This is a genomic window from Aminobacter niigataensis (genome assembly GCF_946995915.1).
Lineage (GTDB): Bacteria > Pseudomonadota > Alphaproteobacteria > Rhizobiales > Rhizobiaceae > Aminobacter > Aminobacter niigataensis.
In genome coordinates this window covers 2,535,380-2,549,794 of record NZ_OX341517.1, presented here as the reverse complement: position 1 = coordinate 2,549,794, position 14,415 = coordinate 2,535,380, and the positions used below count along the sequence as shown (strand labels likewise).

General features: G+C 63.4%; 15 protein-coding genes. 1 reads left to right on the top strand and 14 read right to left on the bottom strand.

The features are described 5' to 3' along the window. Positions 1-31 precede the first annotated feature (31 nt). From O1Y97_RS12345 to O1Y97_RS12310, 8 genes are all read right to left on the bottom strand, one after another. Positions 32-1,165, bottom strand: a complete 1,134-nt coding sequence (locus O1Y97_RS12345) for an ABC transporter permease (RefSeq protein ID WP_318761214.1) — start codon at positions 1,163-1,165, stop codon at positions 32-34. Beyond that, positions 1,159-2,040, bottom strand: coding sequence for an ABC transporter permease (locus O1Y97_RS12340; protein ID WP_318761213.1), 882 nt, complete (start codon positions 2,038-2,040; stop codon positions 1,159-1,161). Before O1Y97_RS12340 ends, O1Y97_RS12345 begins: the two co-directional genes overlap by 7 nt. Before the next feature lie 6 nt (positions 2,041-2,046). After that, positions 2,047-2,868, bottom strand: coding sequence for an ABC transporter ATP-binding protein (locus tag O1Y97_RS12335; RefSeq protein ID WP_183260294.1), 822 nt, complete (start codon positions 2,866-2,868; stop codon positions 2,047-2,049). Between the two features lie 178 nt (positions 2,869-3,046). Then, on the bottom strand, positions 3,047-4,498 hold the full coding sequence (hydA, locus tag O1Y97_RS12330) for a dihydropyrimidinase (protein ID WP_318761212.1): 1,452 nt from the start codon (positions 4,496-4,498) through the stop codon (positions 3,047-3,049). A 133-nt stretch (positions 4,499-4,631) separates the two neighbouring features. Next, positions 4,632-4,823: an endonuclease domain-containing protein gene (locus O1Y97_RS12325; protein ID WP_318761211.1), complete on the bottom strand. Its 192-nt coding sequence runs from the start codon at positions 4,821-4,823 to the stop codon at positions 4,632-4,634. Beyond that, positions 4,762-4,938 (bottom strand): DUF559 domain-containing protein, encoded by a 177-nt coding sequence (locus tag O1Y97_RS12320; RefSeq protein ID WP_318764204.1) that lies wholly within the window; start codon positions 4,936-4,938, stop codon positions 4,762-4,764. Before O1Y97_RS12320 ends, O1Y97_RS12325 begins: the two co-directional genes overlap by 62 nt. A 205-nt stretch (positions 4,939-5,143) precedes the next feature. Continuing rightward, the gene (locus tag O1Y97_RS12315) at positions 5,144-6,394 is read right to left on the bottom strand and encodes a Zn-dependent hydrolase (protein ID WP_318761210.1); all 1,251 of its coding nucleotides are present in this window, start codon (positions 6,392-6,394) and stop codon (positions 5,144-5,146) included. Positions 6,395-6,565: 171 nt separating this feature from the next. Next, positions 6,566-7,894, bottom strand: coding sequence for an aspartate aminotransferase family protein (locus O1Y97_RS12310; protein ID WP_318761209.1), 1,329 nt, complete (start codon positions 7,892-7,894; stop codon positions 6,566-6,568). Positions 7,895-8,133: 239 nt separating this feature from the next. On the opposite strand from O1Y97_RS12310, the gene O1Y97_RS12305 reads away from it, so the two are divergent. After that, the gene (locus tag O1Y97_RS12305; protein WP_183262328.1) at positions 8,134-8,766 is read left to right on the top strand and encodes a TetR family transcriptional regulator C-terminal domain-containing protein; all 633 of its coding nucleotides are present in this window, start codon (positions 8,134-8,136) and stop codon (positions 8,764-8,766) included. 25 nt (positions 8,767-8,791) lie between these two features. Here the strand turns inward: O1Y97_RS12305 and O1Y97_RS12300 are convergent, their stop codons facing one another. The 6 genes from O1Y97_RS12300 to O1Y97_RS12275 all read right to left on the bottom strand — a co-directional run bounded on the left by O1Y97_RS12300 (position 8,792) and on the right by O1Y97_RS12275 (position 13,394). Next, positions 8,792-9,163: a DoxX family protein gene (locus O1Y97_RS12300; RefSeq protein WP_318761208.1), complete on the bottom strand. Its 372-nt coding sequence runs from the start codon at positions 9,161-9,163 to the stop codon at positions 8,792-8,794. A gap of 65 nt (positions 9,164-9,228) precedes the next feature. Then, a complete protein-coding gene (locus O1Y97_RS12295; protein ID WP_318761207.1) occupies positions 9,229-9,687 on the bottom strand; it encodes a carboxymuconolactone decarboxylase family protein in 459 nt (152 codons plus the stop codon). Beyond that, complete coding sequence (locus O1Y97_RS12290; RefSeq protein WP_318761206.1) at positions 9,684-10,217, bottom strand: RrF2 family transcriptional regulator; 534 nt, start codon at positions 10,215-10,217, stop codon at positions 9,684-9,686. Before O1Y97_RS12290 ends, O1Y97_RS12295 begins: the two co-directional genes overlap by 4 nt. 94 nt (positions 10,218-10,311) lie before the next feature. Then, a complete protein-coding gene (locus O1Y97_RS12285; protein ID WP_318761205.1) occupies positions 10,312-10,704 on the bottom strand; it encodes a nuclear transport factor 2 family protein in 393 nt (130 codons plus the stop codon). A 12-nt stretch (positions 10,705-10,716) separates the two neighbouring features. Continuing rightward, entirely contained in the window at positions 10,717-12,030 is a 1,314-nt protein-coding gene (gene preA, locus O1Y97_RS12280; protein WP_318761204.1) for an NAD-dependent dihydropyrimidine dehydrogenase subunit PreA, read from the bottom strand. 11 nt (positions 12,031-12,041) lie between these two features. Further along, positions 12,042-13,394, bottom strand: coding sequence for an NAD(P)-dependent oxidoreductase (locus O1Y97_RS12275; protein ID WP_318761203.1), 1,353 nt, complete (start codon positions 13,392-13,394; stop codon positions 12,042-12,044). Positions 13,395-14,415: the final 1,021 nt, after the last annotated feature.

Here is a 14,415-nt window from a genome sequence, read left to right as displayed (position 1 = left end):
TTGGACCGCGGCCCCGCCCAAGGAGCTCAGGTCACGCCCGCCCACCACGGACAGACGGATGCCAGAAAGTGGTGGCCCTCTCGATCAGGGCGACCACGCCATAGAAGACGGAACCGGCCAGAGCCGCAACAGCGATCTCCGCCCAGACCATGTCGACATTCATGCGCCCGATCTCTGTCGAGATTCGGAAACCCATGCCGACGATCGGCGTGCCGAAGAATTCGGCGACGATGGCGCCGATTAGCGCCAGCGTGGAGTTGATCTTCAACGCATTGAAGATGAAGGGTGCGGCCGCCGGCAGGCGCAGCTTGAACAGCGTCTGCCAGTAATTGGACGCATAGGTGCGCATCAGGTCGCGCTCCATGTGCCCCGAGGCCGCGAGGCCCGCGACCGTGTTCACCAGCATCGGGAAGAAGGTCATGATGATGACCACGGCTGCCTTCGACTGCCACTCGAAGCCGAACCAGATCACCATGATCGGGGCGACGCCGATGATCGGCAGCGCCGACACCATGTTGCCGATAGGCAAAAGCCCTTTGCGCAGGAACGGCACGCGGTCGGCCAGGATCGCCACGGCGAAGCCCGAGGCACTGCCGACGATGTAGCCGAATAGCACCGCCTTGAAGATCGTCTGGCGCACGTCGGCCAGAAGGATTGGCAGCGAATTGCCGATGCGCGCGGCGATCGCACTTGGCGGCGGCAAAAGGATGAACGGAACGCCCGCCCCCCGCGTCACCGCTTCCCATATGATCAGGATCCAGGCGCCGAAGATCGCCGGGATCAGCAGGCGCAGCAACGTCCTGGCCTGCGTCGACACCGGCCGGATGGCCGACAGCACCGCAACGCAGCGCCAGGCCAGCAGCCAGGCGGCGGCAAGCAGCAGGAAGTACGGCATCCGCGCCGTGCCTTCATTGCCTGCGATGCCAGATATCAGCAGCCAGGCAGCGCCATGCGCTCCGACGAAAAGCACAGCGGCGCTGGCGAGTCCGGAAAACATGGCGAAAGAGGCCACGGCAGGCAAGGCGATGAGGCCGACGACAAGCGACGTCATGCCGCTCGACATCGGCGCGGTAGCTTCGGCCATCAGCATCGGCACCGTCGCCATGGCGACGGCGCACAACACCAGCGCCAGCCCGGCTTGCCAGGACGGTTTGGAGTTCACCATGCCGGCCGCCCTCCCATCGAACGTTCGACAACCTTGCCGACGATCCCTACCAGTACGACCAGCATGGCCGCCACCACCGAGCCGGCGACGAGTGCCGCCCACATGTCGATGGTCTGGCTGTAATAGGATCCGGCGAGCAGTTTCGCGCCGATCCCGGCGACAGCACCTGTCGGCAACTCACCGACGATGGCGCCGACGAGGCTCGCCGCCACCGCCACCTTCATCGAGGCGAACAGGAACGGCACCGAGGCCGGCACGCGCAGCTTCCAGAACGTCTGAGACGCGCTCGCATTGTAGGTGTGCATCAGGTCAAGATGCATGAGATCGGGCGAACGTAGCCCCTTCACCATGCCGACGGCGACCGGGAAGAACGACAGATAGGTCGAGATCAGCGCCTTGGGGATCAGCCCGGTGATGCCGATGGCCGCCAGCACCACGATGATCATCGGCGCCACAGCCAGGATGGGAATGGTCTGCGAGGCGATGATCCACGGCATCAGGCTGCGGTCGAGCGCGATCACATGCACGATGCCGACGGCGATCAGGATGCCGAGTGCGGTGCCGAAGGTGAAGCCGAGCAGCGTCGACGACAGCGTCACCCACGAATGATAGACGAGGCTGCGCGCGCTGGTGACTTTCCTCAGGAAGGTGTTTTCGAAGAAGTTCTGCGCTACCTGGTGCGGCGCCGGCATGGTCGGCTTCGGCTGCGACAGCGTCTTGCCGACGAATTCCACGGTACCTGGCGTCAGGCCTGCCCGTCGGTCGAGGTCGCGCTGGAACGGCGCATTCATGTAGACGGCGAACGCATACCAAGCGGCAACAATGACCAGCAGGATGGTGATGACGGGAATAATCCGGTCTCTGAGGCGATCCATCGCGGCTCAATCCTCGTAGGAATGGCCGGCGCGCAGCCCGTCACGGACGCGCGCGGCGATCGCCAGGAATTCCGGGCTCTCGCGGATGTCGAGCGGTCGCTCCGTGGGCAGCGTCGACTCGATCACGTCGGTGACACGCCCGGGCCTGGGCGACATCACCACGATGCGCGTCGACAGATACACGGCCTCGGGAATCGAGTGGGTGACGAAGCAGATCGTCTTGTTGGTCTGCCGCCACAGCCGGAGCAACTGTTCGTTGAGATGGTCGCGCACGATCTCGTCGAGCGCGCCGAACGGCTCGTCCATCAAGAGCAGATCCGCGTCGAAGGCCAGTGCGCGCGCGATCGAGGCGCGCTGCTGCATGCCGCCGGAAAGCTGCCAGGGATATTTCTTCTCGAAGCCGGAGAGATTGACCAGGTCCATCGTGCGCTTGATGCGCTCCTGCTGCTCTGCCTTCGAAAGACCGATGATCTCGAGCGGCAGCCCGACATTGCTTTCGATCGTGCGCCACGGAAACAGCGCTGCCGCCTGGAACACATAGCCGTAGGCCCGGGCCTCACGTGCCTGTTCGGGCGTCATGCCGTTGATCGAGATCTTGCCTTCCGTCGGCTGCTCGAGATCGGCGATGACCCTGAGGAACGTCGTCTTGCCGCAGCCCGAAGGGCCGATGAAGGAGACGAACTCGCCCTTGTTGATGGTCAGATCGACGTCCGCCAGCGCCCGCACCGGGCCGTCATTGGTCTGGAAGGTCAGCCCCAGCTTTCTGGCTTCGACGACGGCGTTCTGATCGACGCTCGTCGCCGTGGCTTGATTGACTGTCATGAGCATTGCCCGACTTTACCCCACATCATGCCATCCTCTCCGAAGATGAGGCAGGCGTCCACTTGATCGGGATGTTTTTGCTGGCCTTGAAGCCGGATGTCATTCCGGCGCCATCCTTGCGGCCGCAAGGCGCGGCCGCCATCCCTGTTCGGTACACGGAAATTGCCTGCGAACGCGCAGGTGCTCACACCCCGGTTGCCGGGATGCCTGTGCGTTCGACCTTGCGCGGCGCGGTGATCTCCTTCCACTGCGACAGCGCCCGGTTGACGGCGGCATGCGGTTCGCGGGCGACGAATTCGCCGTGGCCGGGATTGGCCTTCACCTCGTGCTCCTGGATCGCCAGTTCGCCGCGCGTGAAGACGAAGCGCGGCAGTCCGGTCACCTCGATACCATCGAAGACGTTGTAGTCGATGACCGACTGCTGGCTCTTCGCCGCGATCGTCTTCTTGCGCTTGGGGTCCCACACGATTACGTCGGCATCCGCGCCTTCGACGATCGCGCCCTTCTTCGGGTACATGTTGAGGATCTTGGCGATGTTGGTCGAGGTCACCGCCACGAACTCGTTCATCGTCAGCCGGCCGGTGTTGACGCCCTTGGTCCACAGCACCGGCATGCGGTCTTCGAGCCCGCCGGTGCCGTTGGGGATCTTGGTGAAGTTGCCGATGCCGGTGCGCTTCTGCTCGGTCGTGAACGAGCAATGATCCGTCGCCACCACCTGCAGCGAACCCGCCTGCAGGCCGGCCCACAAAGAATCCTGGTGCAGCTTGTTGCGGAAGGGCGGGCTCATCACCCGGCGCGCCGCATGGTCCCAGTCCTTGTTGAAATATTCGGTCTCGTCGAGCACCAGGTGCTGGATCAGCGGCTCGCCATAGACGCGCATGCCCTTCTGCCGGGCCCGGCGGATCGCCTCATGCGCCTGCTCGCAGGAGGTATGCACGACATAGAGCGGGCTGCCCACCATGTCGGCGATCATGATGGCGCGGTTGGTCGCCTCGCCCTCCACTTCCGGCGGGCGCGAATAGGCGTGCGCCTCCGGCCCGTTGTTGCCTTCGGCGAGCAACTTGGCCGACAGCTGGGCGACGACGTCGCCGTTTTCGGCATGCACCAGCGGCAGCGCGCCGAGCTCGGCGCAGCGCTTGAACGACGAGTACATCTCGTCGTCGTCCACCATCAGCGCGCCCTTGTAGGCCATGAAGTGCTTGAACGAGGTGATGCCCTTGTCTACGACCTGGGCCATCTCGTTGAACACCTGCTCGCCCCACCAGGTGATCGCCATGTGGAAGGAGTAGTCGGAGCACGCCTTCGACGTCTTGTTGTCCCACATCTGCAGCGCTTCGAGCAGCGACTGCCCGGGCGCCGGCAGGCAGAAATCGACGACCATCGTCGTGCCGCCGGAAAGGGCGGCGCGCGTGCCGCTCTCGAAGTCGTCGGCCGAATAGGTGCCCATGAACGGCATTTCAAGATGGGTGTGCGGGTCGATGCCACCGGGCATGATGTAGCAGCCGGTGGCATCGAACTCGTGGTCGGCATGCAAGTTCTCGCCGATGGCGACGATCTTGCCATGCTGGATCAGCACGTCGGCCTTCCACGTCCGGTCGGCCGTGACGATGGTGCCGTTTCTGATGACTTTGGTCATATTCTCAGTTCCCCAATTGCTGCCGCGCTTCTTTGTGAGCGTTTTGGCCGTGTTTCAGATCATGTAGGGACCGCCGCTGCGCCGTCCCCCTCCCCCTTGTGGGGAGGGGTATGGGGTGGGGGTCCCGTAGCGCTCACATCACATTCACCTCGCGCAGAATCTCCTCGACGCACCCGTCAAAGGCATCTGCAAGTTCTCCGGTCGAAAACCTCAGCACGCGATAACCCTGACCTTGAAGCCAAGTATCGCGAACATGGTCTTTCTCAATCTGCTCCTGACTGAAATGGTGTTCGCCATCCACTTCGATGACAATGGCCTTTCTCATGCAGCACGAAATCGACGATATAGGGCCCAATCGGCGCCTGCTTCCTGGCGTGAAGACCATAGAGCCGCCGAAAATCCTTCAATTCGCCCCAAAGCTTGCGCTCGCCGTCCGTCATGTTCCGGCGCAATGACCTGGCTCGCTTGATGGCGGCAGGATTGATTGCGGTCGGAGCCACGACAGATACCCCCACCCTCAATCCCTCCCCACAAGGGGGAGGGAGGCTTGGCGTTGCGCCATCAGCGCACTATCGCCTGCAAAGTGCCAAAAGACGCAAGGCACAGCGATCGCGAATTCCCCTCCTCCTTGTGGAGCCGAGCAGCTCACTCCACGATCTCCGCAGTCTCGACCACGGCATGGAACAGCACGTCGCAGCCGGCGGCGGCCCATTCAGGATAGATTTCCTCGGCCTCGTTGTGGCTCAGCCCGTCGACGCACGGGCAGAACACCATCGCCGTCGGCGCCACGCGGTTGATCCAGCAGGCGTCGTGGCCGGCACCCGAGACGATGTCGCGATGGCTGTAGCCTAGTCGGTCGGCGGCATCGCGTACGGCCTTGACGCAATCCTTGTCAAAGGCGACGGGGTCGAAATGGCCGACCTGCTCGATCTCGAAAGTGATGTCGAGCGCCTCGCAGATGGTGGCGATGCCCTCGCGCACACGCGCATCCATCGTGTCCAGCACCTCCTTGTCCGGCGAGCGGATGTCGATGGTGAACACCGTGCGCCCGGCGATGATATTGCGCGAGTTGGGATAGACCTCCATGTGCCCGACGGCACCGACGGCGTCTGGCTGGTAGTCCATCGCCACCTCGTGCACCAGCTCGGTCACCCGCGCCATGCCGAGCCCGGCATTGCGGCGCTTGTACATCGGCGTCGAGCCGGTGTGCGCTTCCATACCGGTCAGCGTCACCTGCAGCCATTTCAGGCCCTGGCCGTGGGTGACGACGCCGATCTCGATCTCTTCGTCCTCGAGGATCGGCCCCTGCTCGATATGCAATTCGAAGAAGGCCTTCATCTTGCGCGCGCCGACCTTTTCCGCACCCTTCCAGCCGATGCGTTCCAGCTCGTCGCCGAAGCGCTTGCCGTGCGCATCCTGGCGCGCATAGGCCCAGTCCTGCTCGAGCACACCGGCAAACACGCCGGAAGCGAGCATTGCCGGGGCAAAGCGGGTACCCTCTTCGTTGGTCCAGTTGGTCACCACGATCGGATGTTTGGTCTTGATGCCAAGGTCGTTGAGGCTGCGGATGACTTCGAGCCCGCCAAGCACGCCGAGCACGCCGTCGAACTTGCCGCCCGTCGGCTGGGTATCGAGGTGGCTGCCGACATAGACCGGCAGCGCCTCGGGGTCGGTGCCTTCGCGCCGGGCAAACATCGTGCCCATCTCGTCGATGCCCGTTTCAAGGCCGGCAGCGTCGCACCATTTCTTGAACAGGTGGCGGCCCTCGCCGTCCTCGTCGGTCAGCGTCTGGCGATTGTTGCCGCCGGCGATGCCGGGGCCGATCTTCGCCATTTCCATCAGCGAATCCCACAAACGGTCTGAATTGATTCGCAGATTCTCGCCTGGGGCGGCCATGGCCAACGTCCTCTCATTCTCTTGTTCTGCCCGGAAACCCCAGCGGTTCCCGGCGCCGGATTTCCTTCGGTGGCTTTCGCCCGGAGCCCCATCCGCTGGACGGGCCCCCTTTTGTCTCTCGGAGCTTTCCCCGGAGAGCATGGACGCCCTCCGGGTTCAAGTTCCTGTCGATCAGTCGACCGCCCTCAGCACCTCGCGGACGTGATCGATCAATTCGTCGATCTGGCCCTTGGTGATGATCAGCGGCGGCGACAGCGCGATGATGTCGCCGGTGGTGCGGATCAGTGCGCCACGCTCGAACGCCTTGACGAAGGCAGAGAAGGCACGCTTTGTCGGCGCTCCGGCAATTTGCGACAGCTCGATCGCGCCGATAAGGCCGATGTTGCGGATGTCGATGACGTGCGGCTCGCCCTTCAGCGAGTGCAGCGCCTCTTCCCAATAGGAGGCGAGCTCGGCGCCACGGGTCAGCAGCCCCTCTTCCTTGTAGGTGTCGAGGGTGGCGAGTGCCGCAGCCGAAGCTATCGGATTGCCCGAATAGGTGTAGCCGTGGAAGAACTCGATCATGTGCTCGGGGCCGGTCATGAAGGCGTCGTGGATTTCCTTCTTCACGAACACCGCACCCATCGGGATGACGCCGTTCGACACACCCTTGGCGGTGGTGATGATGTCGGGAATGACGCCGAAATAGTCGGCCGCAAACGGCGTGCCAAGACGGCCAAAACCGGTGATGACCTCGTCGAAGATCAAAAGGATACCGTGCTTGGTGCAGATATCGCGCAGCTTCTGCAGATAGCCCTTCGGCGGGATCAGCACGCCGGTGGAGCCGGCGACCGGCTCGACAATGACGGCAGCGATGGTCGAGGCGTCATGCAGGGTGACGATGCGTTCGAGCTCGTCGGCGAGTTCCGCGCCATATTCCGGCTCGCCCTTGGTGAAGGCGTTCTTGGCCGGCAGGTGGGTATGCGGCAGGTGGTCGACGCCGGAAAGCAGCGTGCCGAACATCTTGCGGTTGGTGACGATGCCGCCGACCGAGATGCCGCCGAAATTGACGCCGTGATAGCCGCGTTCGCGGCCAATGAGGCGGGTACGCGCGCCATCGCCCTTCACACGATGATAGGCCAGCGCCATCTTGAGCGCGGTCTCGACCGATTCCGACCCGGAATTGGTGAAGAAGACGTGGTCCATGCCCTCGGGCGCGATGTCGACAAGGCGGTTCGCCAGTTCGAAGACGATCGGGTGGCCCATCTGGAATGCAGGCGCATAGTCGAGCTCGGCGGCCTGCTTCTGGATCGCCTCGGTGATCTTGGGTCGGCAGTGGCCGGCATTGACGCACCAGAGACCTGCGGTGCCGTCGAGAATCTTGCGGCCGTCGCTGGCCGTGTAATGCATGTCCTTGGCCGCAACCATCATGCGTGGCGCCTGCTTGAACTGCCTGTTCGAAGTGAACGGCATCCAGAATGCGCTGAGATCGTTGGGCGTAACTTTTAGCCTGTCCGACATGACCAAGCTTTCCTTTCTTCCCCTGTTTCGATACGGCCAACGCTTGGTCTTCGGTGCGTTTTTGTGTTACGCAATTTTTTGACCGATTGGACAAACGTTAGCACCGCCGCTTCGGCGGTCAAGGGATTACTACCGGAAATGCGGCTTCTGAGGCGCGCTCCACAGGTCGGCAAGAACTGGTCCAGCGGATTGGTCCAGATGCATCCCGTATGCACCCTCGAATGCGGGACATCATGACCATGGAAGGCTCGACACCGCGCGGCCGCACCCGCATCCAGAAGGAGAAGCGCGAGGTCATTCTCGAAGCAGCGCTCGAAGTATTCTCCACCAACGGTTTCCGCGGCTCGACCATCGACCAGATCGCCGAAGCGGCGGGCATGTCCAAGCCCAATTTGCTCTATTATTTCCGCCGCAAGGAAGACATCCACGAGACGCTGATGCACCGGCTGCTGGAAACCTGGCTGGCGCCGCTGAAGGAACTCGACAACATCGGCGACCCGATGACCGAGCTCAGGAGCTACATCAGGCGCAAGCTCGAAATGGCGCGCGATTTTCCGCGCGAGAGCAGGCTCTTCGCCAACGAAATCCTGCAGGGCGCGCCCCGCATCATGGCGATGCTCGAAGGCGAGCTGAAAACACTGGTCGACGAAAAGGTCGAGGTCATCAAGGGCTGGATGCGATCGGGCAAGGTCGCCCAGGCCGATCCCTGGCACCTGATTTTCGCCATCTGGGCGACGACCCAGCACTATGCCGATTTCGACGTCCAGGTCCGCGCCGTCCTCGGCCCCGACCGTGGTGGCGAGGGACGCTTCGAAGATGCCGCCCGCTTCCTGGAACAGCTTTTTGTTGAAGGACTTAGGCCGAAAGGCTGAATCAATTCGGCAACGGCAGCAGCCCTTATTGGCCGGCCGCGATCACGAACAGAAAGCTGCCAGCCAAGGCAACGTTACCAACGACGCCATTGATGCGCGCGGCGCGTTCCGGCCCGACATGATCCCAGAAATTGTGGAACATCAGGGTTCCGCCGATGAGGAAGGCAATCAAGGCAGCGGCCGCATACGGGGCTTGGAACCCTGCAATCAGCATCGATCCGGCAACGGTCTGGAGCACGATGCCGGCCCATAGCACGAGCCGCGCCTGCGGCACGCCACGCGCGCCCATCATGCCGGCCAAAAGCCTTGCATTGGCGATATTGCGCAGCCCGGCGAAAACGAAGGCGCCGCCTAGAAGCAGGCGGCCGAAAAAGGCCAGCATCGAAGGTTCAAGCATCAGTCTCTCCCAGGCGATCGCCCGTGGGCGACCGCCGCAAATCCGATTTCGGTCTGTTGTGATGGTCAGGCGGCCTTGGCTTCACCCACCGGGTGGACGGCATGGAACGAGACGCAAAGCCGGTTCCAGGTGTTGATCATGCCCAGCGCCACGGTGAGCTTGACTAGGTCCTCCTCGGAGAAATGCTGGCGAGCTTCGGCATAAAGATCAGCTGACACGCCGGCGTCGGCGATGCTGGTGACCGTCTCGGTCCAGGCGAAGGCCATGCGCTCGCGCTCGGTATAGAGCGGCGATTCTTTCCAGGCCGCGACGAGCCAGAGGCGCTGCTCGGTCTCGCCGTCTGCCTTTGCCTCGCGGCTGTGCATGTCGACGCAATAGGAGCAGCCATTGATCTGTGACGCCCTGAGCTTGATCAGGTGCAGCAGGCTGTGCTCGAGCCCGCATTCGTTGACCGCCTTGTTGAGCGCGACCAGATGCTTCGTCAGTTCGGGTGCAGCTGTATAGAAGTTCAGCCTGGGTTTCATGGCATCTTCCTTTCGTTGATGGTTCTTGCCTTGGAAATCTGCGGCCGCTGGTTCTGCGCCACGAAGGCGCAACTGGCGGCGACGACACGCGGATCGGCATCCGTTGTGAAATCGGCGACGATGTCGGAGAGCCGCGTCTCGGCGAGCGCGGTGCGATAGGCCCGCTCGGCCTTGAGCATGGCAACGTTGATGCCGCAGGGCTTCACATAGCCCGACGGGTCGAGCGAATACGCCCCCTTCTGCCTGATCTCGCCGCAGCGGAACGCAGGCTCCCTGCCCTCGATGGCGAGCACGATGTCGAGCAGCGTGATCTTGTCCGCCGAACGCGCCAGCCGGTAGCCGCCACTTGGCCCGGGTACCGATTCCAGGATCTTCGTGCCGGTCAGGGCCTTGAGGTGCTTGAGCAGATAGCTCGGCGAAAGCCCGAATGCCTCGGCCATCACATTGCCCGGCAACGTGCCGTCGCCGTCGACGCCCGCCAGCAGCGCCGCACAATGGATCGCAGCCTCCACGCCGTCACCCAGCTTCATGATCGCCACTCCTAATCATGGATATGGCATATCATGGATATTTCATATCCACAATAGGTATGTGAGTTAGAAGGCGAACATTGCCTTCGCGGGGCTACTCGAAGTCGGATGTATCTTGCTTTACCGCCGGTGTGGCGTGGCTGAGCACGCACTGCCACTTCGCCCCGCGCCGGACGAAGACGTCAGTGGTCCATTCGTCTGCAGCGAAGGCCTGACCGCGGAAATGTCCACTGTTGACGACGCGCGCCGTGTAGATCGCGGTCGCGCCGTAGATCTCGACGCGTGGCTCGCTGGCGGCTCGCATCATGTCGTGCGTCAGCTCGCCCGAGGCAACCGAAGCGAGGAAATCCGCCTTGGCGGTCGCGCCGTCGGGGCCGACGATCACCCACTCGTCGGCCATGAAGCGGCCAATGGCGGCGGCGTCGTTGGTAACGATCGCCTCCGCCCAGGCAAGAGCGAGTTCTGCGATCTCGCTCCTGTCGTCCATGGCTTGTCGCCCCTACTCCGCAGCCACCTTGGCCATCGGGTTGTTCGGATGCGTCGTCCAGTTGGCATAGTGCGGCGACACCGGCTTGCCGGTGCGCTTGTCCATGGCGCCGACCGCCAGCGGCTCCATGGTGATGCAGTTCTCGACCGGGCAGACGTTGACGCACAGGTTGCAGCCGACGCATTCCTCCTCGATTACCTCGAAGTGGCGCGCACCGTCGACCATGCTGGTGATCGCCTGGTGCGAGGTGTCCTCGCAGGCGATGTGGCAGCGTCCGCACTTGATGCAGGCGTCCTGGTCGATATGCGCCTTGGCGACGTAGTTGAGATTGAGATACTGCCAGTCGGTGACATTGGGCGTGGCGCGGCCGACGATGTCGTCGAGCGAGCGGTGGCCCTTCTCGTCCATCCAGTTTTCGAGACCGGCGATCATCTCCTGCACGATCTTGAAACCGTAGGTCATGGCCGCGGTGCAGACCTGCACGTTGCCTGCGCCGAGTGCCATGAATTCGGCCGCGTCGCGCCAGGTGGTGATGCCGCCGATGCCCGAGATCGGCAGGCCCGCCGTCTCCGGGTCACGGGCGATCTCGGCGACCATGTTCATCGCGATCGGCTTGACCGCCGGGCCGCAATAGCCGCCATGCGAACCCTTGCCGTCGATGGTCGGCTGCGGCGCGAAGCTGTCGAGATCGACGCCGGTGATCGAGTTGATGGTGTTGATCAGCGACACCGCATCGGTGCCGCCGGCATGAGCCGCCCGCGCCGGCTTGCGCACGTCGGTGATGTTGGGCGTAAGCTTGGTGATGACCGGCATGCGGGTGTTCTGCTTGCACCAGCGCACCACCATTTCGATGTATTCGGGCACCTGGCCTACAGCGGCACCCATGCCGCGTTCCGACATCCCGTGCGGGCAGCCGAAATTGAGCTCGATGCCGTCGGCGCCGGTTTCCTCGACCACCGGCAGGATCGCCTTCCAGGCTTCCTCGACGCAAGGCACCATCAGCGACACGACGATGGCCCGGTCGGGCCAGTCCATCTTGACTTGCTTGATCTCGCGCAGATTGGTCTGCAGGTCGCGGTCGGTGATCAGCTCGATGTTGTTGAGGCCGAGCAGGCGCCGGTCGGCACCCCAGATCGCGCCGTAGCGCGGGCCGTTGACGTTGACCACCGGCGGGCCTTCCTCGCCAAGCGTCTTCCACACGACGCCGCCCCAGCCTGCCTTGAAGGCGCGGACGACATTGTAGGCCTTGTCGGTCGGCGGCGCCGAGGCCAGCCAGAACGGGTTGGGCGACTTGATGCCGACGAAATTGTTGCGAATGTCTGCCATCTTGTCCTCCCTCAGCCGATCAGGGCGCGGTTGATGGATTCAGCCGCGTCGCGCCCTTGCGCCACGGCCGAGACGGTCAGGTCGTCGCCTCCGGCAATGCAGTCGCCGCCGGCCCAGACCTTGGCGAGCGACGTGCGTCCCTCCCCGTCTACCTTGATGCGACCGCCTTCCATGGCGACCGAAGGGCCGCTGCCATTGAGCGCCGAAGGCTCGAAGCTCTGGCCGATCGCCTTGAACACCTGGTCGGCGGCGAGCCTGACGATCTCGCCGGTCCCAGTGAGCTTGTCGCCCTTCATCGCAGTGTATTCGAGTTCGATGGCGACCACCTTGCCGCCGTCGGAGATGACCTTCTTCGGCTGCAGCCAATGCCGGATGACGACGCCGTTGGCGGCGGCGAGATCCTGCTCGAACGCCGAGGCGTTCATGTGCTCCTGGCCGCGGCGGTAGCAGATCGTCACCTCCTCGGCGCCGAGCAGCTTGGATTGCACGGCGGCGTCGATAGCCGTCATGCCGCCGCCGATGACGACGACGCGGCGCCCGACCGGCAGGCCGGCAAGGTCGTTCGACTGGCGCAGCACCGAGATGAAGTCGACCGCGTTGGAGACGCCCGAGGCATCCTCGCCTTCGGCACGCAGCGCGTTGACGCCGGCAAGACCGAGGCCGAGGAACACCGCGTCGTAGGAAGCGGTAAGGTCGGCGAGATGGTAGTCGCGCCCGAGCGCCTTGCCGTTTTCGGTGACGATGCCGCCAATCGATGTGACGTAGTCGACTTCGGCCTGGGCGAAATCGTCCGTGCTCTTGTAGGCAGCGATGCCGTATTCGTTGAGACCGCCGGCCTTGGGCCGCGCTTCGAGGATGGTCACCTCATGGCCATGGCGGGCGAGCCTGTGGGCAGCGGCGAGACCGGCCGGTCCGGCGCCTACGACGGCGACCTTCTTGCCGGTCGATGCGGCACGCTCATAGAACTGCTTGCCCTGCTCCATCGCCACGTCGGTGGCGTAGCGCTGCAGGCGGCCGATCTGTACCGGCTTGCCCTCGGCAACCTCACGGACGCAAACCTCTTCGCACAGCGTCTCGGTCGGGCAGACGCGGGCGCACATGCCGCCGAGGATGTTCTGGTCGAAGATGGTCTTGGCCGAACCGATCGGATTTCCGGTCGAGATCTGGCGGATGAACAGCGGGATATCGATCGATGTCGGGCACGCCTGCATGCACGGCGCGTCATAGCAGAAATAGCAACGATCGGACTCGACCAGCGCTTCGTGATGGTCGAGCGGCGGGTGCAGGTCGGAAAAATTGTCGGCGTATTGTGCAGGCGCAAGGCGGCCGCCGACGATGCCTTCCTTGAAAAGACCTTCTGCCATTCCAGTTCCCCAATTTCTTTTGGTTTTGAGGAAGCGTAGCACGTTCTATTTTTTTATCAATTGGTCAATTTTTAGCGTAAGTGTTTGATTTTGCGAGAAAATAAGATGATTATTTTGGTCAGGATTTGGTGATTTAGGGGTGAGTCCTTCCGTTGCGAGAGGCAGGGCGGCAGCCAGGCCTTCTGCCCTTGTGGGAGAAGGTGCGCCGAAGGGGCGCATGAGGGGTGTTGGACGGAGTGGGACCTTTCAGGTTGGTCGCTATTCTGTGTGTCCTTCGGCATCCTCTCATTCTTTCCAACACCCCTCATCCGACCTCGCTTCGCTCGGCCACCACCCGGCCCTCCGCTATGGCTCCGGGCGTTCGTCGTTGGAAAAGCCAAATCGTTGGCTTTTCCTGGCCTTCGGCCACCACTCCTCACCCCACAAGGGGAGAAGGCAAGTGCACGCCTTGCCACGCCCCGTTGCCGGTCTGGCCATTGTCATCCTTCGACAAGCTCAGGATGAGGTAGTTCGGGAAGCGGGGCGCGAGGCCGTGCCTTCCGTATGTGGCGCGACGTTCGCGCCCCGCCCGGTTGCTTGCCCCGCTCAGTCGCCTCGGCTTTCACCGCCAGCCGCCGCAAGGCCCGGGCTTGGGGGCTCATCACCCAGCAGGAGAACCGACCTCCTGCCAGCCCGGCACCGGCGCTTCCCCCCGCTGCCCGGTGCGCACCGGGGTCCCGTGGAAGATCGCGAGGATGAGGATACGGGAGGTGGATAGGGGTGTGGAAAAGCGGGAGCGGCTATCCACACGGGTTGGTGACAGATGGTGACAGCCAATCGCCGACGTCGCGATCCTTCGCACCCCCCTCTGGCCTGCCGGCCATCTCCCCCACAAGGAGGGAGATCACGCCGTCATCAGCGCCGCAGCTAATCGCCAACATCGCAAGGCTTATCCTTGCGATGTTGCAGGACGAGCGCCGCCGGCGACGCGACTAATCTCCCTCCTTGTGGGGGAGATGGCCGGCAGGCCAGAGGGGGGTGC

Excerpts from the sequence above, each read along its gene's own strand:
- O1Y97_RS12315 (WP_318761210.1), bottom strand. The coding sequence starts at position 6,394 with ATGGCCGCCCCAGGCGAGAATCTGCGAATCAATTCAGACCGTTTGTGG.
- O1Y97_RS12305 (WP_183262328.1), top strand. The coding sequence starts at position 8,134 with ATGGAAGGCTCGACACCGCGCGGCCGCACCCGCATCCAGAAGGAGAAG.
- O1Y97_RS12275 (WP_318761203.1), bottom strand. The coding sequence starts at position 13,394 with ATGGCAGAAGGTCTTTTCAAGGAAGGCATCGTCGGCGGCCGCCTTGCG.
- O1Y97_RS12325 (WP_318761211.1), bottom strand. The coding sequence starts at position 4,823 with ATGAGAAAGGCCATTGTCATCGAAGTGGATGGCGAACACCATTTCAGT.
- O1Y97_RS12295 (WP_318761207.1), bottom strand. The coding sequence starts at position 9,687 with ATGAAACCCAGGCTGAACTTCTATACAGCTGCACCCGAACTGACGAAG.
- O1Y97_RS12340 (WP_318761213.1), bottom strand. The coding sequence starts at position 2,040 with ATGGATCGCCTCAGAGACCGGATTATTCCCGTCATCACCATCCTGCTG.
- O1Y97_RS12300 (WP_318761208.1), bottom strand. The coding sequence starts at position 9,163 with ATGCTTGAACCTTCGATGCTGGCCTTTTTCGGCCGCCTGCTTCTAGGC.
- O1Y97_RS12310 (WP_318761209.1), bottom strand. The coding sequence starts at position 7,894 with ATGTCGGACAGGCTAAAAGTTACGCCCAACGATCTCAGCGCATTCTGG.
- hydA (WP_318761212.1), bottom strand. The coding sequence starts at position 4,498 with ATGACCAAAGTCATCAGAAACGGCACCATCGTCACGGCCGACCGGACG.
- O1Y97_RS12290 (WP_318761206.1), bottom strand. The coding sequence starts at position 10,217 with ATGAAGCTGGGTGACGGCGTGGAGGCTGCGATCCATTGTGCGGCGCTG.
- O1Y97_RS12345 (WP_318761214.1), bottom strand. The coding sequence starts at position 1,165 with ATGGTGAACTCCAAACCGTCCTGGCAAGCCGGGCTGGCGCTGGTGTTG.
- O1Y97_RS12335 (WP_183260294.1), bottom strand. The coding sequence starts at position 2,868 with ATGCTCATGACAGTCAATCAAGCCACGGCGACGAGCGTCGATCAGAAC.
- preA (WP_318761204.1), bottom strand. The coding sequence starts at position 12,030 with ATGGCAGACATTCGCAACAATTTCGTCGGCATCAAGTCGCCCAACCCG.
- O1Y97_RS12320 (WP_318764204.1), bottom strand. The coding sequence starts at position 4,938 with ATGACGGACGGCGAGCGCAAGCTTTGGGGCGAATTGAAGGATTTTCGG.
- O1Y97_RS12285 (WP_318761205.1), bottom strand. The coding sequence starts at position 10,704 with ATGGACGACAGGAGCGAGATCGCAGAACTCGCTCTTGCCTGGGCGGAG.